Origin of the sequence: Streptomyces pallidus (ex Mingjun et al. 2026) (assembly GCF_051550185.1) — a bacterium.
GTDB lineage: Bacteria > Actinomycetota > Actinomycetes > Streptomycetales > Streptomycetaceae > Streptomyces.
Genome location: NZ_CP196181.1, coordinates 4,269,898 through 4,288,281 on the forward strand (window position 1 = coordinate 4,269,898; position 18,384 = coordinate 4,288,281).

Genomic DNA, 18,384 nt, shown 5'->3' on the forward strand with positions numbered 1-18,384 from the left:
GCCGTCCCGACCGCGCACATCGGACAAGGGGACCGCAGGCCCGCCCGCGGTCCCCTTCCCGCGCTTACACTGGCCGGGTGGTGAGCGCCGAAAGCCCCGACCGTGCCTCGGGCACCGACTGGAAGAGCGACCTGCGGCAGCGCGGATACCGGCTGACCCCGCAGCGCCAGCTCGTGCTCGAAGCGGTCGACACCCTGGAGCACGCGACGCCGGACGAGATCCTCGCCCACGTGCGCAAGACGGCCTCCGGGGTGAACATCTCCACCGTCTACCGCACGCTGGAGCTCCTGGAGGAGCTGAAGCTGGTCTCCCACGCCCACCTCGGGCACGGGGCTCCCACCTACCACCTCGCCGACCGGCACCACCACATCCACCTGGTGTGCCGCGACTGCGGGGACGTGATCGAGGCGGACCTCGGCGTCGCCTCCGAGTTCACCGAGAAGCTCCGCTCCGCCTTCGGGTTCGAGACCGACATGAAGCACTTCGCGATCTTCGGTCTGTGCCGCGGGTGCGCCGCCGAACACCGTGCCGAACCCGCATAGCAGGGTCGTAGGCTTGGTCCCATGACCAGCCCTTTGCTGAACCTCCCCGGCGCCGTTCAGGCCGAAGGCCGTGACGAGGGCGTCGCCGCCCACTACGGAGAGCTCTACGGCGAACAGCGCGCCCTCGCCGAAGGCCGCGGCTTCGTCGACCTCTCGCACCGCGGGGTCGTCACCGTCACCGGACCGGAGCGGCTGAGCTGGCTGCACCTGCTGATCACCCAGCACGTGACCGAACTCCCGCCCGGGCAGGCCACCGAGGCCCTGATCCTCTCCGCCAACGGCCACATCGAGCACCAGCTGCACCTCGTCGACGACGGCGAGACCGTGTGGGCGCACGTGGAGCCCGGCACCCAGGAGGCGCTGATCGCCTACCTGGAGTCGATGAAGTTCTTCTACCGCGTCGAAGTCGCCGACCGCACCGCCGAGTTCGCCGTCGTCCACCTGCCGGCCGGCTCCATCGCCGAGGTCCCGAAGGAGTACGTGGTCCGGGAGACCCCGCACGGCCGGGACGTCTTCCTGCCCCGCGCGGAGCTGGAGGCCTTCGCCGCCGCGCACGGCCCGGCCGCCGGCCTCCTCGCGTACGAGGCCCTGCGCGTCGAGGCGCACCGGCCGCGGCTCGGCCTGGAGACCGACCACCGCACGATCCCGCACGAGATCGGCCTGATCGGCACCGCCGTGCACCTCCAGAAGGGCTGCTACCGCGGCCAGGAGACGGTGGCCCGCGTCCACAACCTGGGCAAGCCGCCGCGCCGCCTGGTCTTCCTGCACCTGGACGGCTCCGAGGTGCACCTCCCGTCGCACGGCGCGCCCGTCCGGCTCGCCGCGGACGGGGAGGAGGGCCGCCAGCTCGGCTTCGTGACCACCGCGGTCCGCCACCACGAGCTGGGCCCGATCGCCCTCGCGCTGGTCAAGCGGAACGTGCCGGTGGACGCGCCGCTGCTGGTCGGGAAGACGGCCGCTTCGCAGGAGGTCGTCGTCGCGCCCTGACCTTCCCCGGGCCTTCCCCGACGTGCCCTGGCCTGCGCCCCTGCCGGTGCCGTCAGACGTCGATGACGATGGTGAACGGGCCGTGGTTGGTGAGCGAGACCCGCATGTCCGCCCCGAACCGGCCCGTCTCCACCGTCGCCCCCAGCGAGCGCAGCTGGGCCACGACCTCGTCCACCAGCGGCTCGGCGACCTCGCCCGGCGCTGCCGCGTTCCAGGTGGGGCGGCGGCCCTTGCGGGCGTCCCCGTACAGCGTGAACTGCGAGATCACCAGCAGCGGCGCGGCCACGTCGCTGCAGGACTTCTCCCCTTCCAGGATCCGTACGGACCACAGCTTGCGCGCCAGCTGCGCCGCCTTCTCCGGCGTGTCGTCGTGGGTGACGCCCACCAGCACGCACAATCCCTCGCCGACGATCTCGCCCACGGTCTCGCCGGCCACGACGACGCTCGCGCCGTCCACCCTCTGCACCACTGCTCGCATACCACCTGTGTACCAGGCGTGCACCCGTCCGGGGCCGATCGGGTGGACCGGGACTGCGCCGGCACCACGGACAGTGGCACCATGCACGCAGGCGGTGCTTCCCCCGGCCCCACGGGCCGGGCGAGACCCCATGCACCGGTCGAGGGGACGGACACGTTCACATGAATACTTCTGGTACCTCCGTATCTGCGTCGGCCACATCAGCCGCTGCGCCCGCTCCGGCCACTCCAGTCCCATCAGTCGCGGCCGCTCCGGTGGCCGGCGCGGTCCGACCACCCGCGCAGCGCACCGCGGAGGAGCAGGCGCCGACCACGCCCGCCACCGCGCTCGGACTGCCGGAACTGCGCACCCTGCGGCGCGAGGCGCAGCGCGACGAGGCCGACCTCAGCTACATCCGCAGACTCCTGCAGGGCCGGATCGACATCCTGCGGGCCGAACTGGCCCGGCGCAGCGACCCGGAGGCGCCCGTGGCGCCCGAGCCGCCGGTGGTGGACCGGCTCTCGGAGATCCTCGCCGACGCACCCTCCAGCCGCAGCGCGTCCGCCCGGCACGTCACGCTCGGGACCCCGCACGGAGAGGAGTACCGGCTGCTGGCGGCGGAGATGCTGGCCGACGTGGAGCTGTCGGACCTCCAGGCCCGCACGGACGGCGAACTGCACGACGCGATGGGTCGGTTGGTGCGGTACGAGCAGCAGGTCTCGCGCCGCCGGCAGCAGTTGCAGCGCACGGTGGACGACTGCAGCGCGGAGATCACGCGGCGCTACCGGGAGGGCGAGGCACAGGTGGACGACCTCCTGGTGTGAGCGCGGCGCAGCGGCGGAAATTGCCGCGACGCGGTGCGGACGGGCGGATTAGCGTGGCGGGTTATGACTGCTGAAGCTGACGTGCGGCTGATCGCCGCATCCGAATTCCCCGCCTGGATGCGGGCCGTGAACACCGGCTTCCTGACCGCGACCCGGGTGACGGACTCCGACGTCGCCCAGCGCGCCGAGCACAGCGACCCCGCCCGGGTGTGGGGTTCCTTCGACGCCGCCACCGGCGCGTGCGTGGGAACCCTGCGCTCCTTCCGGCAGGAGCTCACCGTGCCCGGCGGGGCGGTGGTCACGTCCGCCGCGATCACCAACGTCGCGGTCATGCCCACGCACCGCCGCCAGGGCCTGCTGAGCCGCATGATGGCCGGGGAGCTGGCGGCCGCCGTCGAGCGCGGCGACGTGCTGTCGACGCTGATCGCCGCCGAGTACCCGATCTACGGGCGGTACGGGTACGGGCCCGCGGTGACCGTCGCGGAATGGGAGATCGACGTCAGGCGCACCGGGCTGGACCCGCGCTGGTCGAAGCCCGGGGACGGCGGCCGGATCGACATCGTGGACGTGGCCGAGGCACGCCGGGTGGGCCCGGCCCTGCACGACCGCATACGGCTGTCCCGGCACGGCGCGGTGAGCCGCGACGCGCGCTGGTGGAGCCTTGCGACCGGCGAGGAGGAGATGTCCTTCCGGCCGTACCGGGACCGGTTCCACGCGGTGTACCGGACGGCGGAGGGCGAGGTGGCCGGCCTGGTGTCGTACACCGCCGACGACCGCTGGACGGACGCGAAGACCCCGCAGAACACCCTCCAGGTCAAGGAACTGCTCGCCGCCACCCCGGACGCCGAGCGCGCCCTGTGGCACTTCCTGTGCTCCATCGACTGGGTGCAGACGGTCCGCACCGGCTACCGCGCCCCCGACGACCTGGTCCCGCACCTGCTCCCCGACCCGCGCGCGGCCCGGCTCGTGACCTCCTCGGACTTCATGTGGGTGCGGCTGCTGGACGTCGTACGGGCCCTGCGGGCACGGACGTACCCGGTGCCCGGGGTCCTCGTCCTGGAGGTCGCCGACCCGGACGGTCCGGCCGCGGGGCGCTACCGGCTCGACGCGGGCGCGGGGGAGTGCACGCCCACCGACGAGCCCGCGGACCTGCGCCTGGGCGTGGCGGCGCTGGGTTCCCTGTACCTCGGTGACGCGTCCGCGGTGCGGCTCGGTGCGCTCGGGCAGGTGGCGCAGGAGCGGCCGGGCGCGCTGGAGCTGGCCGACGCCGTGTTCCGGACGGCGCGGCGCCCGTGGTGCCCGGACGTGTTCTGAGCGGGGCGGACGTGGACGAGAGCGCGGACGTGGACGAGAGCACGGATGTGGATGAGCGCGCGGATTTGCACCAGGACGTCGCCGTGGACGTGAATGTGGACGTGAACGTGGTGGAGGCCCTGCGTGCGGCGGGCTGTGTCTTCGCGGAGGAGGAGGCGGAGCTGCTCACGGCTGCCGCCGACGACGCCGCGCACCTGGCCGCCCTGGTGGCCCGCCGGGCCGGCGGCGAACCGCTGGAACACGTCGTCGGACGGGCGGAGTTCTGCGGGCTGCGCGTGCGCGTGGGCGCGGGGGCCTTCGTGCCGCGCCGGCGCAGCGAGTTCCTGGTGTCCGAGGCGGTGGCGGGCGCGCCGGGCCGGCCGGACCGGGTGGTGCTCGACCTGTGCTGCGGGGTGGGTGCGCTCGGCGCGGCGGTCGCGGCCCGGCTGGGCGGCGGGGTGGAGTTGCACGCGGCGGACATCGATCCGGCCGCGCTGGCGTACGCGCGGCTGAACGTGGCCCCTTACGGCGGCCGGGTGTACGAGGGCGACCTGTACGGCGCGCTCCCGGACGGGCTGCGGGGCCGGGTGGACGTGCTGGTGGTCAACGCCCCCTACGTGCCGACGGGGGAGCTGCCGCTGCTGCCGGCCGAGGCGCGGGAGCACGAGCCGGCGGTCTCCCTGGACGGCGGCCCGGACGGGCTGGACGTCCACCGCCGGGTCGCGGCGGGTGCGCTGCCCTGGCTGGCGCCGGGCGGGCGGCTGCTGATCGAGACGAGCGAGCGTCAGGCCCCCCGGACGGCGCGGGCGCTGGAGGAGGGCGGTCTCACGGTGCGGACGGCGGTGTCGGAGGAGTACTGGGCGACCGTGGTGGTCGGCACGCGCCCTGCCTAGTGGGTGTACGCCTTCTCCCCCGCGCGGGGGAGAAGGCTGGTGCGGACTCCGCCCGGGGGCTGCGCGGGCGAGGGTTCCGTGGGCCGATGCCGGGGTCCGAACCGGCCGACACGATGGTGTGCATGACGCATCGACAGCAGGTTCCCGCCCCGGCCCCGGCCTCTGGTTCGGTTCCGGCTTCCGCTCCTGCCGCGGAGGTGCCCCGTTGGGCGGTCCGCGCTGCCCGTGTCGTCACGCTGCTCGCCGTGCCGTCCGGCATCTGGCGGCTGCTGCTCGCGGCGGGCCTGCTGGCGGGCTACACGCAGGCGGGGTACGTGGCGGCCGGCATCCCGGGGTGGGGCCGGGTGTACACGGCCGGTGTCAGCGTGGGGAGCGAGGTGCTGGCGCTGCTCGCGCTGGGGCTGGTCCGGCCCTGGGGAGAGGTGGTGCCGCGCCGAATACCGTGGTGGGGCGGCCGGCGGGTGCCGGTCCGGGCGGTCACGGTGGTGGCGGCGTCGGCCGCCGTGCTGCTGACCTTCGTGTGGACGCCGTTCGCGCTGTGGTGGACGTTCCCGCACCCGGACATGACCCCGCTGGGCCACACCGTCGTCGGGTTCCTGTACCTGCCGCTGATCGCCTGGGGGCCGCTGCTCGGCGCGCTCACCCTGGCGTACCACCGCCGGATCCGCGGGCGGGGCGGCCGGGTTCGGGGCTGAGGCCGGCCGGTCCGCCGGCTGCTGCGGTGGGCCGTGCGGCGGAGCTCCAGCCCTGGGCGTGCAGGCGCTCGAAGCCGTCCAGGAGGAGGTCGAGGGCGAACTCGAACTCGAAGGTGTCGTCGCAGCCGTGGCCCACCACCGCCGAACCGTCGTGGGGTCGGGAGGCGGCGATCTCCGCGATGTGCGGGTAGCGGGCGGCCAGGGCGGCCACCGCCGCCGCGGCCTCGGCCGCCTGGTCCTGGTTCTGGTCCTGGTCCTGCGGCCCGGTCGGCAGCAGCTCCTGGGTGAACCCCCACACGCGGCCGCCCAGCGCGTGCATCGCGTGGTGGGTGAGGTCGGCGGAGAGGCCGCCCGCGCGGAACATCCCGATGACCGAGTCCAGGTAGGCGAGGACGCCGGGCGTGGGACCGGTGCGCGTCTCGATGACGCGCGCGGCCCACGGGTGGCGCAGCAGCACCTGCCGGGCCGACAGGACCCGCTGCCGCACCTCGCCCTTCCAGGCGCCGCCCCCGGCGCCAGCCGGCGGGTCGATCTCGGCGACGACGGCGTCGAGCATGCCGTCGAGGAGCTCGTCCTTGTTGGCGACGTGCTTGTAGAGCGCCATCGGCACGACGCCCAGCTCCTGGGCGAGGCCGCGCATGCTCAGCGCCTCGATGCCGCTGCGGTCCGCGTACGCGACGGCGGCGCGCAGCACGCGGTCCGTGCTGAGGGGGGTCCGGCGGCTCGTGCCGCCGGTGGGCCGGGTCATCTGTCGTCCGCCTCCCGCTGTTTGACGAGTGTACGGCGTACACCCTACCGTGGCGGCCATAGGTGTACGCCGTACACCTCGGCTCTGGATCCAAGGGGGTTCCCGGTGTCACCGTCGAGAAAGCTCGCCGCCGCGGCGGGCGTCTGCTTCTTCGTCACCCACGTCGCCTCGATCGGCGGGCTCGTCCTGTACGGCCCGGTCCTGGGCGACCCCGGTTACGTCGCCGGCCCGGGGTCCGACGCCCGCGTGCTGCTGGGCGCCTTCTTCGAGGTGCTGCTCGCGCTCTCGGTCGTCGGCACCGCCCTCGCGCTCCACCCAGTGGTCAAGCGGTACGGTGCGGGCGCCGCCGCCGGCTACCTGGGGCTGCGCACCCTGGAGGCCGCCGTCATCTGCGTGGGCATCGTCAGCCTGCTCGCGGTGGTCACGCTGCGCCGGGAGCCGGCGCCGGGGGCGGACCCGTCCGCGCTGCTCGCCGCGGCACAGGCGCTGGTCGCGGTCCACGACTGGACGTTCCTGCTCGGCCCGAACTTCGTCCTGGGCGCCAACACGGTGCTGGTGGCCTCCCTGCTGTACCGCTCGCGGCTGGTGCCGCGGCCCATCGCCGCCCTGGGGCTGGTCGGCGGTCCGCTGATCTTCGCCTCGGCGACCGCCGTGTTGTTCGGGGCGTACGGGCAGCTCTCCGTCTGGGGTTCGCTGGCAGCCCTCCCGGTCTTCGCCTGGGAGCTGGTCCTGGCGGCCTGGCTGACCGTCAAGGGCTTCCGGCCGGAGGGGCGACCGGCCGGGGTGGGAGCTGCTGCAAGCGACTGCTTGCAATAGTTAGCGCGGTGCGGCAGGATCGGAGCATGGCATCGCTCAACGTCGGGAACCTCGGCGAGTTCCTCCGCGAGCAGCGGCGGCAGGCCCAGCTCTCGCTGCGGCAGCTGGCCGATGCGGCGGGGGTGTCGAATCCGTACCTGAGCCAGATCGAGCGAGGGCTGCGCAAGCCGAGCGCGGACATCCTGCAACAGCTCGCCAAGGCCCTGCAGATCTCCGCGGAGACGCTCTACGTGCAGGCCGGGATCCTCGACGAGCGGGACCGGGACGAGGTGGAGACGCGGGCCGCCATACTCGCCGATCCGTCCATCAACCAGCAGCAGAAGCAGGTGCTGCTCCAGATCTACGAGTCGTTCCGCAAGGAGAACGCGGCCGAGGCCGAGACGGGGGCCGCGGAGGCGCCCCCGGCCACCGCCCGGCCGGGCGGGCCGTCCGGCGCGGACGACGACAAGTACTCCACGAACTGAACTGTGATCCGGGAGGACCAGCCACATGGCCATCGCCGATGACCTGAAGAAGACCCTCGCCGACCCGACCCCGCTCTACTTCGCCGCCGGCACCGCCGACCTGGCGATGCAGCAGGCCAAGAAGGTGCCCGCCCTCATCGAGCAGCTGCGCACCGAGGCCCCGGCGCGGTTCGAGGCCGTGAAGAACACCGACCCGAAGGTCGTGCAGCAGAAGGCGCGCGAGGCGCAGGAGGTCGTCACGGCCAAGGTCGCCGAAATGCTCGGCGCCCTCGACGCGAAGATCGACCCCAAGAAGATCGGCGAGCAGGCGCAGGACCTTGCGCTGCGCGGGGTCGGCGTGGCCGCCGAGTACGCGGTGCGCGCCAAGGAGACCTACGACCGGGTCGCCGAGCACGGCGAGCAGGCGGTAAGGGCGTGGCGGGGCGAGGTCTCCGAGGAGATCGTCGACATCGCCGTGGCCGTCGAGCCGGCCCGCGAGGGCGAGGACAAGGCCGCCGCCCGCAAGACCACCACGCGCAAGACCCCCGCGAAGAAGGCCGCCGCCGAGCAGGGCGAGCCGGCCGACGTGTGAGCCGGCGCGAGCCGGATCCGCACGGCGGATGACGGTGGGCCGGGCACCGGCGGGGTGTCCGGCCCGTTGGGGTGGGTGAAGGCCGCTCTGCCGGTAGCGTGGAGGCAGAGGACATCAGGCGTGCCACGTGTGAGAAGGCGGTCGAGAGTCGATGTTGATGAACGGGTTCGATAACGGGGTGCTCCCGTTGCTCGGGTTCGCCATGCTGGCGCTCGCCGTCGTGGCCTTCGTCCTCGCGCTGCTCGCCCGCGAGGACGCCTACCGTGCGGCCGACAAGCAGACCAAGACGTTCTGGCTGGTCATCCTGGGCGTGACCGTGGTCGTCGACTTCTTCCTGGGGATGCTGTTCCTGCAGATCGCCGGCCTCGTGGCGACGATCGTCTTCCTGGTCGACGTCCGACCCGCCCTCAAGCAGGTCTCGGGCGGTGGCCGGCGCCGCGGCGGCAGCAGCAGCGACGGCCCGTACGGTCCGTACAACGGCGGCCGTTAGTGCGGTCACAGCACTAGCAAGCAGCCCTCAGGACGTGCCGCGGGACAGCAGGACCACGGCCACGTCGTCGGTGAGCTCGCCGCCGTTCAGGCGCCGGGCCTCGGTGACGGAGGCCTCCAGCAGGGCCTCGCCGCTCAGCCCGCGGTCCAGGTGCCGGTTGATCATCTCGACCATGCCGTCCTGCCCCAGCCGCTCCCGGCCGTCGCCGACGCGGCCCTCGATCAGCCCGTCGGTGTAGAGCATCAGGCTCCAGGCCCCGCCCAGCTCCACCTGGCGGCGGGGCCAGCGGGCCTTGGGCAGCAGGCCGAGCGCCGGCCCGCTGTTCTCGTACGGCAGCAGCCGCGCCGGGCGCCCCGGCCGGGATATCAGCGGGGCCGGATGCCCGGCCAGGCACAGGCCGGCCCGGCGGCCGTCCGGGGAGATGTCCACGGTGCACAGCGTCGCGAAGATCTCCTCGCAGGGCCGTTCCACCTCCAGTACCTCCTGGAGGGTAGCCAGCAGTTCGTCCCCGCACAGGCCGGCCAGGGTCAGCGCGCGCCAGGCGATGCGCAGCTCGACGCCGAGGGCGGCCTCGTCCGGACCGTGGCCGCAGACGTCGCCGATCATCGCGTGGACGGTGCCGTCGGGGGTGCGGACGGTGTCGTAGAAGTCCCCGCCGAGCAGGGCGCGGCTGCGGCCGGGCCGGTAGCGGGCGGCGAAGCGGAGGTCGGAGCCCTCCAGCAGCGGGGTGGGGAGCAGGCCGCGCTCCAGCCGGGCGTTCTCCTGGGCCCGCAGTTTCGATTCTGCGAGCTTGTACTGGGCGATGTCCGCCCGCTTGCGCTCCACCGCGTAGCGGATGGCGCGGCTCAGCAGCCGGCCGTCCAGCTCGTCGCGGAAGAGGAAGTCCTGCGCGCCCACCCGGACCGCCTCGGCGGCGCGCTCGGCGTCGGCCTCGGCGGTGAGGACGAGGACGGCGTGGCGGGGCGCGATCCGCAGCACCTGGCGGAGGGTGTCGAGCTGGTCCACCGTGTCCGTGCCGCCGCCGGCAGCCGTGCGGGAGGCCGCGCCGCCGGACGGCAGGGCCAGGTCCAGCAGGATGCAGTGCACGTCCGGGGTGAGCAGGCGGCTGGCCTCGGTGAGGTTGCGGGCCGTGCGCAGCCGGATGCGGTGCCGGTCGGCGTCGAGGATCTCGGGAACGGTGAGCCCGCCCGCGGGGTCGTCCTCGATCACCAGCAGGGTCAGGGACGCCTGGGGCAGTACGGCCTGACCGTTCTCCGTGGCGGGGGTCTCCCTCTGCCGCGGTACGGGTACGGGCATCGTCTCCGGTTCCTTCCCTCCCCCCGAGGGTGCGCTCGTCCGGGCCGACCCTAGCGGTCCGTGGCGGGCGAACGGAATGCCGTTCCGCGCCAGGGACAGAGGCATATGCCATATCGCGGGGGAAATTCCGCCTCGCCGAATGATGAACGTCACGGCGGAGGACGTCCTCGTCCCGGTCCACGAGACGTCGGTGGGGCGCGGGAGGTTCCCCCTCCCGCGCCACCGGTCAGGCGTCGGGGCGGACCACTGCCCTGATCGGCATGGAGCCGGCGCCGGCGAGCGTGATCTGCCGGCCGGGGCGCGGGGCGTGGACCATCGCGCCGTCACCCACGTACATGCCGACGTGGCTCGCGTCGTCGAAGTAGATGATCAGGTCGCCGGGCCGCATGTCCTTGATCGCGACCTTGGGCAGCAGCCGCAGCTGTTCCTGGGAGGTGCGCGGGATGCCCCGGCCGGCCGCCCGCCAGGCCTGCGAGGTCAGCCCGGAGCAGTCGAAGGAGTCGGGGCCCTCGGCGCCCCACCGGTACGGCTTGCCGATCTGCTGCGTGGCGAACTGCACGGCCTTCTTGCCGGCCTCGGTGGCCGAGCCGTTGATCTCCTTCAGCACGCCCGTCGACAGCCAGGCCGTCTGAGCCCTGTACTGCGCGTCGTGTTCCAGCTGGAGCAGCCGGGCCTTCTCCTCGGCCTCCAGCTTGCTCTCCAGCTCCTCGGCCGCCTTGATCTTCTCCTCGACCTCCTTCTTGGAAGCCTCCTTCTTGATCCGGTTGGCTTCGAGCTTCTCCCACTCCGCCTTCGCGTCCTTCGCGTGCTGCTGCAGGTCGGTCTGGGTGCGGTTCATGTCGGAGAGCAGGTCCGTGGCGGCCTTCTCGCCGCGGCGGATCCGGTCCGTGCCGTCGAGGAACTGGACCGGGCTGCTGCTCAGCGCCAGCCGGGCCCCGGCAGGCAGACCGCCCGAGCGGTACTGGGCGCGGGCGGCGGCGCCGGCGCGGTTCTTCAGCGCGGAGATCCGCTCCTGGCCGGCGGCGACCTGCTTGGCGATCTCGACGATCCGGTCGGACTGCGCCTTGGCCTCGCTCTCGGCGAGGTTGTAGGCGTCCGTCGCCGTGCCCGCCTGGCGGTAGAGGTCCTCTATCTCCTTGCGCACCTGTTCCAGGGACTTGGCGCCCGGCTCCGGCGCCGGTGCCGCCTGGGCCACGCCGCCCAGTGCCGTCACCGCGAGCAGGGCCGTCGCGCACAGCAGCGTCAGGGCGTGCGCGCGACCGCGCCGCCGCTTCGGCTCCACGGTTCCCATGGTCCCCCCAGGTACCCCGAGTCCGATCCGATGCCAGACACCCCACCGGATCTGACTATCCATCAGTAACATTGGCTGCCCTCGGGATGGTGCCACGACTCGGCGGATTCCAACACCCTTCCGGGCGTACTGCCGATCTTGGCTGCCGCGACAACGACCCCCACCGGTCCCAGGGACAGTCCCGACGGCTCAACGGGCCGCCCCGGCAACCGGTTCCCCCGCCGCGCGGATTCACCCCTCCGGGCGCAGTGCCTCCCAGCGCACCGTCAGTTCCCCCTGCCGCCACCGCACCGGACCGTCCGTCAGGGGCCAGTCGCCCGCCAGTGCCCGCGCCGTCCGGATCCAGCGCTGCCGCGCCCCGTACGAGGCGTACGGGGCCGCCGCAGCCCAGGCCCGGTCGAAGTCGCGCAGGAACGCGTACACCGGCTCCCCCGGCACATTGCGGTGGATCAGCGCCTTCGGCAGCCGCTCCGCCAGATCGGACGGGCGCTCCAGGGAGCCCAGCCGGGTCGCGAACGTCACCGTCCGCGCCCCCTCGGGCCCCAACGCGACCCATACGTGCCGCCGCCCGATCTCGTCGCACGTCCCCTCGACCAGCAGGCCGTCCGGGGCCAGGCGGGCGCACAGCCGCTCCCAGACCGCGGCCACCTGCTCCTCGTCGTACTGGCGCAGCACGTTCGCCGCCCGGATCAGCGCCGGGCGCTCGCCGCCGTCCAGCGGCACCTCGAACCCGCCGTGCCGGAAGCCCAGACCGTCCCGCTCGTACGGCTTCGCCGCCGCGACCCGCGCCGGCTCGATCTCGATGCCGACCACCCGCACCCGCGGCGCCGCCTCCCGCAGCCGCGCCAGCAGCTCGACCGCCGTCCACGGCGCGGCCCCGTACCCGAGGTCCACCGCGACCGGAGACTCCGCGCGGCGCAGCGCCGGCCCGTGCACGGCGGCGATCCAGCGGTCCATGCGGCGCAGCCGGTTCGGGTTCGTCGTCCCGCGCGTCACCGTGCCCACGGGGCGCGACCGAGTGCCCGAAGCACCGCCGGAACCGGTGCCGGAACGGCCGGCTCCACCAGATCCGGCGGCACGGACGGAGGGCACGGGAGGGCGCTGGGACATGGGCCGAGGGTAAGCGGAGGGCGGCCGCCGGAGGAAAAGCCGCCCGAGGGCGGAGGAAAATCGCCGGGTCGTGGAATGCGCGGGGCAGCCGACCGGGTTGCACTCCTTGAGGGCGCCCGGTGCGCTCCATCCGGCATGCCCGCCGACGCCGTCGAGCAGCCGCCGCTGCACCGCCGTGCCCGCACGGCGGCGCCAGAGTCGTCGAGCGACTTCGGTCCGAGCGAGAGGAACTGCTCCCTTGAGCCAGTACGTGTCCCGCCTCGGCGGCAGCATCGGCGGCCGGATCGCCGCCGTCCGCGGCACCCGCCACGATCCGCCCCGGCTGCGCCTGCCCTCCGTGGGCCACCACCGCAAGCCGCGGCGCGTGGCCATGCTCAGCGTGCACACCTCGCCGCTGCACCAGCCCGGCACCGGCGACGCCGGCGGCATGAACGTGTACATCGTCGAGCTGGCCAAGCGCCTCGCCGCGATCAACATAGAGGTCGAGGTCTTCACCCGGGCCACCGAAGGCGGCCTGCCGCCCGTGGTCGAGCTCGCTCCCGGCGTGCTCGTCCGGCACGTGGACGCGGGCCCGTACGAAGGCCTCGCCAAGGAGGAGCTCCCCGCCCAGCTGTGCGCCTTCACCCACGGCGTGATGCAGGCCTGGGCCGGCCACCGCCCCGGCTACTACGACCTCGTCCACTCCCACTACTGGCTCTCCGGGCACGTCGGCTGGCTCGCCGCCGAACGCTGGGGCGTCCCGCTCGTCCACGCCATGCACACCATGGCCAAGGTCAAGAACGCCGCCCTGGCCGCGGGCGACACCCCCGAGCCCGCCGCCCGCGTCATCGGCGAGACCCAGATCGTGTCCGCCGCCGACCGGCTCATCGCCAACACCGCCGAGGAGGCGGAGGAGCTCGTACGGCACTACGACGCCGACCCCGCCAAGGTGGCCGTCGTCCACCCCGGCGTGAACCTGGAGCGCTTCACCGTCGGCGACGGCCGGGCCGCCGCCCGCGCCCGCCTCGGCCTGCCGCAGGACGCCGTCATACCGCTGTTCGCCGGCCGGATCCAGCCGCTCAAGGCCCCCGACGTGCTGCTCCGCGCGGTCGCCGTGCTCGTCGAGCAGGACCCGGCGCTGCGCCGACGGCTCTTCGTACCCGTCGTCGGTGGTCCCAGCGGCAGCGGGCTCGCCAAACCGGAGGGCCTGCAGAAGCTCGCCGCGAAGCTGGGCATCGCCGACCTGGTCCACTTCCACCCGCCCGTGGCCCAGGACCGGCTCGCCGACTGGTTCCGGGCGGCCTCCGTGCTCGTCATGCCCTCGTACAACGAGTCCTTCGGGCTCGTCGCGATCGAGGCGCAGGCCACCGGCACGCCGGTGCTGGCCGCCGAGGTCGGCGGCCTGCCGGTCGCCGTCAACGACGGCGCCACCGGCATCCTCGTACCCGGTCACGACCCCGTGGACTACGCCCGCGAGCTGCGGCGGTTCATGGACGACCCGCAGCTCACCGCGCGCATGGGCGCCGAGGCCGCCCGGCACGCGCAGTTCTTCGGCTGGGACACCGCCGCGAGCGGCACGGCCGACGTGTACACGGCCGCCATGCATGATCACCGCCGTCGCGTACGCTCCCACCATGGCTGACACCGCCGCGATCATCGAGAGCGCGCTGAACGGCGCGGAACTGAGCTGGGAGAGCCCCCGCCCGGGCACCTACGTCGTCCAGCTCCCCGGCACCCGCAAGCTGTCCACGACCTGCTCCTTCAAGGTGGGCCGGCACTCGCTGTCGGTCAACGCCTTCGTCATCCGCCACCCGGACGAGAACGAGGCCGGCGTCCACCGCTGGCTGCTGGAGCGCAACCTCAAGCTGTACGGGCTGGGCTACGCGGTGGACGCCCTCGGCGACATCTACCTGGTGGGCCGGCTCCCGCTGTCCGTGGTGACCCCGGACGAGCTGGACCGGCTGCTCGGCACCGTCCTCGAAGCGGCCGACGGAGCCTTCAACACCCTGCTGGAGCTGGGCTTCGCCGGCGCCATCAAGCGGGAGTACGAGTGGCGGGTCTCGCGCGGCGAACCGACCTTCAACCTGGACGCGTTCCGCCACCTGACCCGGCCCGAGGGCGAGCCCGGCGGCCCGACCGGCTGACGCACCGCGCCGAACGGGACGCGGCGGCGACCCGGGAGGTCTGTCGCCCCGGCCGCCGGCGGCCGCGCGCGGCACCGTGGCGGGACGAGCGGAACCGCAGCCGGCGCCCTCGTGTACGCCTGGCCGTCCTGGCCGTCCTGTCGCCCCGAGCACCCGGGCGGCATGGCCGCCATGCCGGAGCCGGAGGTGACCGGGGCGCGGAAGACCGGCACGGCGACGCTGGCGGTCCTCTTCCTCGCGGGCGGCGTCGTGCTCGCCGCGACCTTCGCCGGTCTCCGCTGAGCCTGGGACGCCCGCCTCAGGCCGCCGGGGCCGGGTCCGGGACGGAACCCGGGGTGCCCGGAGCCGGCGCGCCGGGGGCCGGCGCGGCCGGGCTCGGCTGCTCCTCCCCCTCGGACGCCGTCCGCGGCAGCCCCCGCATCAGCACCCAGTACCCGGCGGCGGCCGCCGTGCCCAGCACCGCCGTCGAGGCCCACAGCCAGTCCGCCCCGTACGTGTCGATCACATGGCCGGCCAGCAGCGGGGCCAGCACCGCGGCCACCGACCACGACAGGGTGTACACGCCCTGGTAGCGGCCCCGGCCGTGCAGCGGGGAGAGCCGGACCACCAGGCTCATCTGGGTCGGCGAGTTGATGATCTCGGCCAGGGTCCACACGCACACCGTCAGCGCGTACACCGCGAGCGACCCGGCGAAGGCCGTCATCGCGAACCCGTACCCGGCCAGCAGGGCCGAGGCCACCAGCAGCTTCTGCGGGTCGCGGTGCTCGATGAACCGCGTGACCGGGATCTGCAGCGCCACGATCAGCACGCCGTTCGCGGCGATCGCGAGCCCGTAGTCACCGGCCGAGAAGCCGGCCAGGGCCATGGCCACCGGCAGGCCCACCGAGGCCTGCATGAACAGCATGGAGATGAGGAAGGACAGCGCCACCACGCCCATGAACCGGCCGTCGCGGAGCACCGTCCCGAGGCCGATCTCCTCCTCGACGGCCCCGCCGGAACCGTCGGCGGCCCGCTCGGGCCGGGACTCCGGCAGCTTGAACCACACGAGCACCGCGCAGACCAGCGTCAGCGAGGCCTCGACCAGGAAGCCCGCCAGGTAGCTGTGCTCGGCGATCAGGCCGGCGGCGACCGAGCTGACCGCGAAGCCGAGGTTGATGGCCCAGTAGTTCAGGGCGAAGGCCCGCACCCGGTCCTCCGGGCGGACGATGTCCGCCATCATCGCCTGCACCGCCGGGCGGGAGGCGTTGGAGGTGAAGCCGACCAGCGCGGCCCCGGCGGCGATGGCCGCCGGGTGCTCCAGGAAGCCGAGCAGTGCCACCGCGAAGGCGGTGGAGGCCTGGGCGGCGAACAGGGTGGGCCGGCGCCCGAGCCGGTCCGTCATCACCCCGGCGACCAGCGAGGAGACCACGCCGCCGAGCCCGTGCAGGGCGACCACCAGGGCGGCGAAGGAGGCCGAGTAGCCCCACTTCTGGGTGAGGTACAGGGTCATGAAGGTGGCGACGAAGGCCCCGAGCCGGTTGACCAGGGTGCTCGTCCACAGCCACCAGAAGGCCCGCGGCAGACCCGACACGCTCTCGTGCACGGCACGTCTCAGACTTCCCACGGACATACGGAATCCCCCCGGCGATGTAAGTACCCCTCTGGCTGCTGGCACCCTACGAGGGCCGTCGTTTCCAAGCCACTCGATTGACGCGTACCGTCAATCCGCGGCCCCGGATGGCGGCCGGTCCGGCGGCCGGGACGGCCCCGCGCGGCCGCCCCGGCGCGTCCATTAGGCTCGTACGCATGGCCGACGCACCGTACAAGCTGATCCTGCTCCGCCACGGCGAGAGCGAGTGGAACGCGAAGAACCTGTTCACCGGCTGGGTGGACGTCAACCTCAACGAGAAGGGCGAGAAGGAGGCGGTCCGCGGCGGTGAGCTGCTCAAGGACGCCGGCCTGCTCCCCGACGTGGTCCACACGTCCCTCCAGAAGCGCGCCATCCGCACCGCGCAGCTCGCGCTGGAGGCCGCCGACCGCCACTGGATCCCCGTCCACCGCTCCTGGCGGCTGAACGAGCGCCACTACGGTGCGCTCCAGGGCAAGGACAAGGCCCAGACCCTCGCCGAGTTCGGCGAGGAGCAGTTCATGCTGTGGCGCCGCTCGTACGACACCCCGCCGCCGGCCCTCGAGGACGGCACCGAGTTCTCCCAGTCGGGCGACGCGCGCTACGCCTCCATCCCGCCGGAGCTGCGCCCGAAGACGGAGTGCCTGAAGGACGTCGTCCAGCGCATGCTGCCGTACTGGTACGACGGCATCGTCCCGGACCTGCTGGCCGGCCGCACCGTCCTGGTCGCCGCGCACGGCAACTCCCTGCGCGCCCTGGTCAAGCACCTCGACGGCATCTCCGACGCCGACATCGCGGGCCTGAACATCCCGACCGGCATCCCGCTCTCCTACGAGCTGGACGCTGACTTCAAGCCCCTGAACCCGGGCGGCACCTACCTCGACCCGGAGGCCGCCGCGGCCGCCATCGAGGCCGTCAAGAACCAGGGCAAGAAGAAGTAGTACTGCTCGCGCGACAGCCCCCTTCCCGTGGTCCCGCCCATCGGAAGGGGGCTCTCGCGTGTGCAGGCCCGGGCCGCTCCGGCCGGGTCCCTCCCGTCACGGCACGTCATTTCGTCGCGTGCCGTGCCTCGGGGTGTGCGCCACTCCGGCCGAGCGCGACCGGGTGGGTCTGCGCGGGAAGGTGATCGAAAGGGCCCCGTCCCGGCGGGGACGAGGCCCTTCTCGGCGTGTGGGCCGGGTGGTGGCGGGTCAGCCGCCGCACTGGCAGGGGGCGCCGGACTGGCAGCCGCAGCCGCAGCCCGAGCCGCAGCCGCAGGCCCCGAGCAGGGGCAGGCGCAGCGGCTCCGGCTTCGCAGACAGCTCCTGCTCCGGTGTGACGGGGACGGGGGAATCTGGCATGGATCCTCCTCGGAGGCGGGGTACGGGCTGGCGGGTCGTACGTGCCTTCGCCCTCATTCATGCCCAGCGGTACCGGCGCGTCAACGGCGCATTGGGGCTCGCCGTCCCGTCGGAGCCGGTGAGCGGGCCGGCCCGCTCACCGGCTCCGGCTCAGACCGCCTCGATCGGCGGCTGCAGATCGTCCGCGTGCTCGCCGGTCACCAGGTACACCACGCGCTTGGCCACCGACACGGCGTGGTCGGCGAAGCGCTCGTAGTACCGGCCCAGCAGGGTCACGTCCACCGCGGTCTCGATGCCGTGCTTCCAGCGGTCGTCCATCAGGTGCTGGAAGAGGGTGCGGTGCAGCTGGTCCATCTCGTCGTCGTCCGTCTCCAGCTGCATCGCCAGGTCGACGTCCTTGGTGATGATGACCTCGGCCGCCTTGGCCATCAGCCGCTGGGCGAGCTGCCCCATCTCCAGGATGGTCGCGTGCAGGTCCCGCGGCACCGCCGAGGCCGGGAAGCGCAGCCGCGCCAGCTTCGCGACGTGCTGCGCCAGGTCGCCCGAGCGCTCCAGGTCGGCGCTCATGCGCAGCGAGGTCACCACGATCCGCAGGTCCGTCGCGACCGGCTGCTGGCGGGCCAGCAGGGCGATGGCGCGGGCCTCCAGGTCGTGCTGGAGGTCGTCGATCTTCTGGTCGGCCGCGATGACGCTCTCGGCGAGCTTCAGGTCGGCGTCGAGCATGGACGTCGTGGCCCGCCCGATCGCGGAACCGACCAGCCGGGCCATCTCGACCAGGCTTTCCCCGATCGAATCCAGTTCCTCGTGGTACGCGTCACGCATGGGTGTCCCTCTCTTG

At 73.4% G+C, this 18,384-nt stretch carries 21 protein-coding genes; 13 read left to right on the forward strand and 8 right to left on the reverse strand.

Features of this window, described 5'->3' with window-relative positions:
- Positions 1–77 precede the first annotated feature (77 nt).
- A complete protein-coding gene (locus ACSHWO_RS18845; RefSeq protein ID WP_361095002.1) occupies positions 78–542 on the forward strand; it encodes a Fur family transcriptional regulator in 465 nt (154 codons plus the stop codon).
- 21 nt (positions 543–563) lie between these two features.
- A complete protein-coding gene (ygfZ, locus tag ACSHWO_RS18850; RefSeq protein ID WP_361094998.1) occupies positions 564–1,529 on the forward strand; it encodes a CAF17-like 4Fe-4S cluster assembly/insertion protein YgfZ in 966 nt (321 codons plus the stop codon).
- 52 nt (positions 1,530–1,581) lie between these two features.
- Here ygfZ and dtd read toward each other — a convergent pair whose 3' ends face one another.
- A complete protein-coding gene (gene dtd, locus ACSHWO_RS18855; protein ID WP_361094995.1) occupies positions 1,582–2,007 on the reverse strand; it encodes a D-aminoacyl-tRNA deacylase in 426 nt (141 codons plus the stop codon).
- 161 nt (positions 2,008–2,168) lie between these two features.
- Between dtd and ACSHWO_RS18860 the strand changes: the two genes are divergently transcribed.
- From ACSHWO_RS18860 to ACSHWO_RS18875, 4 genes are all read left to right on the forward strand, one after another.
- Positions 2,169–2,810 (forward strand): RsiG family protein, encoded by a 642-nt coding sequence (locus tag ACSHWO_RS18860; RefSeq protein ID WP_361094992.1) that lies wholly within the window; start codon positions 2,169–2,171, stop codon positions 2,808–2,810.
- A gap of 63 nt (positions 2,811–2,873) precedes the next feature.
- Positions 2,874–4,124 (forward strand): GNAT family N-acetyltransferase, encoded by a 1,251-nt coding sequence (locus tag ACSHWO_RS18865; protein ID WP_438313254.1) that lies wholly within the window; start codon positions 2,874–2,876, stop codon positions 4,122–4,124.
- Positions 4,125–4,219: 95 nt separating this feature from the next.
- Positions 4,220–4,996, forward strand: coding sequence for a putative protein N(5)-glutamine methyltransferase (locus ACSHWO_RS18870; RefSeq protein WP_438319155.1), 777 nt, complete (start codon positions 4,220–4,222; stop codon positions 4,994–4,996).
- Positions 4,997–5,118: 122 nt separating this feature from the next.
- On the forward strand, positions 5,119–5,691 hold the full coding sequence (locus tag ACSHWO_RS18875; protein ID WP_438313256.1) for a hypothetical protein: 573 nt from the start codon (positions 5,119–5,121) through the stop codon (positions 5,689–5,691).
- Here ACSHWO_RS18875 and ACSHWO_RS18880 read toward each other — a convergent pair.
- On the reverse strand, positions 5,636–6,439 hold the full coding sequence (locus ACSHWO_RS18880; RefSeq protein ID WP_438313258.1) for a TetR/AcrR family transcriptional regulator: 804 nt from the start codon (positions 6,437–6,439) through the stop codon (positions 5,636–5,638). The two genes, ACSHWO_RS18875 and ACSHWO_RS18880, sit on opposite strands and share 56 nt — an antisense overlap.
- 105 nt (positions 6,440–6,544) lie before the next feature.
- Between ACSHWO_RS18880 and ACSHWO_RS18885 the strand changes: the two genes are divergently transcribed.
- The 4 genes from ACSHWO_RS18885 (at position 6,545) to ACSHWO_RS18900 (ending at position 8,780) form a co-directional block, all read left to right on the forward strand.
- Positions 6,545–7,255 (forward strand): DUF4386 domain-containing protein, encoded by a 711-nt coding sequence (locus ACSHWO_RS18885; RefSeq protein WP_438313260.1) that lies wholly within the window; start codon positions 6,545–6,547, stop codon positions 7,253–7,255.
- Positions 7,256–7,281: 26 nt separating this feature from the next.
- Positions 7,282–7,719, forward strand: coding sequence for a helix-turn-helix domain-containing protein (locus tag ACSHWO_RS18890; RefSeq protein WP_361094981.1), 438 nt, complete (start codon positions 7,282–7,284; stop codon positions 7,717–7,719).
- A gap of 25 nt (positions 7,720–7,744) precedes the next feature.
- Positions 7,745–8,290: a hypothetical protein gene (locus ACSHWO_RS18895; protein WP_438313262.1), complete on the forward strand. Its 546-nt coding sequence runs from the start codon at positions 7,745–7,747 to the stop codon at positions 8,288–8,290.
- 151 nt (positions 8,291–8,441) lie between these two features.
- On the forward strand, positions 8,442–8,780 hold the full coding sequence (locus ACSHWO_RS18900; protein WP_361094975.1) for a DUF2516 family protein: 339 nt from the start codon (positions 8,442–8,444) through the stop codon (positions 8,778–8,780).
- Positions 8,781–8,807: 27 nt separating this feature from the next.
- Here ACSHWO_RS18900 and ACSHWO_RS18905 read toward each other — a convergent pair whose 3' ends face one another.
- The 3 genes from ACSHWO_RS18905 to ACSHWO_RS18915 form a co-directional block, all read right to left on the reverse strand.
- Positions 8,808–10,076, reverse strand: a complete 1,269-nt coding sequence (locus ACSHWO_RS18905) for a PP2C family protein-serine/threonine phosphatase (protein ID WP_438313264.1) — start codon at positions 10,074–10,076, stop codon at positions 8,808–8,810.
- A 226-nt stretch (positions 10,077–10,302) separates the two neighbouring features.
- Entirely contained in the window at positions 10,303–11,367 is a 1,065-nt protein-coding gene (locus ACSHWO_RS18910) for a C40 family peptidase (RefSeq protein WP_361094969.1), read from the reverse strand.
- A 231-nt stretch (positions 11,368–11,598) separates the two neighbouring features.
- Positions 11,599–12,372, reverse strand: a complete 774-nt coding sequence (locus tag ACSHWO_RS18915; RefSeq protein WP_438313267.1) for a class I SAM-dependent methyltransferase — start codon at positions 12,370–12,372, stop codon at positions 11,599–11,601.
- 343 nt (positions 12,373–12,715) lie between these two features.
- Here ACSHWO_RS18915 and mshA point away from each other — a divergent pair, with 343 nt between their 5' ends.
- Entirely contained in the window at positions 12,716–14,098 is a 1,383-nt protein-coding gene (gene mshA / locus ACSHWO_RS18920; protein ID WP_404241378.1) for a D-inositol-3-phosphate glycosyltransferase, read from the forward strand.
- A complete protein-coding gene (locus tag ACSHWO_RS18925) occupies positions 14,091–14,600 on the forward strand; it encodes a YbjN domain-containing protein (RefSeq protein ID WP_361094963.1) in 510 nt (169 codons plus the stop codon). Before mshA ends, ACSHWO_RS18925 begins: the two co-directional genes overlap by 8 nt.
- 298 nt (positions 14,601–14,898) lie before the next feature.
- On the opposite strand, the gene ACSHWO_RS18930 is transcribed toward ACSHWO_RS18925, so the two are convergent.
- On the reverse strand, positions 14,899–16,209 hold the full coding sequence (locus ACSHWO_RS18930) for an MDR family MFS transporter (protein ID WP_438313270.1): 1,311 nt from the start codon (positions 16,207–16,209) through the stop codon (positions 14,899–14,901).
- A gap of 176 nt (positions 16,210–16,385) precedes the next feature.
- Between ACSHWO_RS18930 and ACSHWO_RS18935 the strand changes: the two genes are divergently transcribed.
- Entirely contained in the window at positions 16,386–17,147 is a 762-nt protein-coding gene (locus ACSHWO_RS18935; RefSeq protein ID WP_361094958.1) for a phosphoglyceromutase, read from the forward strand.
- Between the two features lie 249 nt (positions 17,148–17,396).
- On the opposite strand, the gene ACSHWO_RS18940 is transcribed toward ACSHWO_RS18935, so the two are convergent.
- On the reverse strand, positions 17,397–17,546 hold the full coding sequence (locus ACSHWO_RS18940; RefSeq protein WP_361094955.1) for a hypothetical protein: 150 nt from the start codon (positions 17,544–17,546) through the stop codon (positions 17,397–17,399).
- 150 nt (positions 17,547–17,696) lie between these two features.
- Positions 17,697–18,368 (reverse strand): phosphate signaling complex protein PhoU, encoded by a 672-nt coding sequence (gene phoU, locus ACSHWO_RS18945; RefSeq protein ID WP_361094952.1) that lies wholly within the window; start codon positions 18,366–18,368, stop codon positions 17,697–17,699.
- Positions 18,369–18,384: the final 16 nt, after the last annotated feature.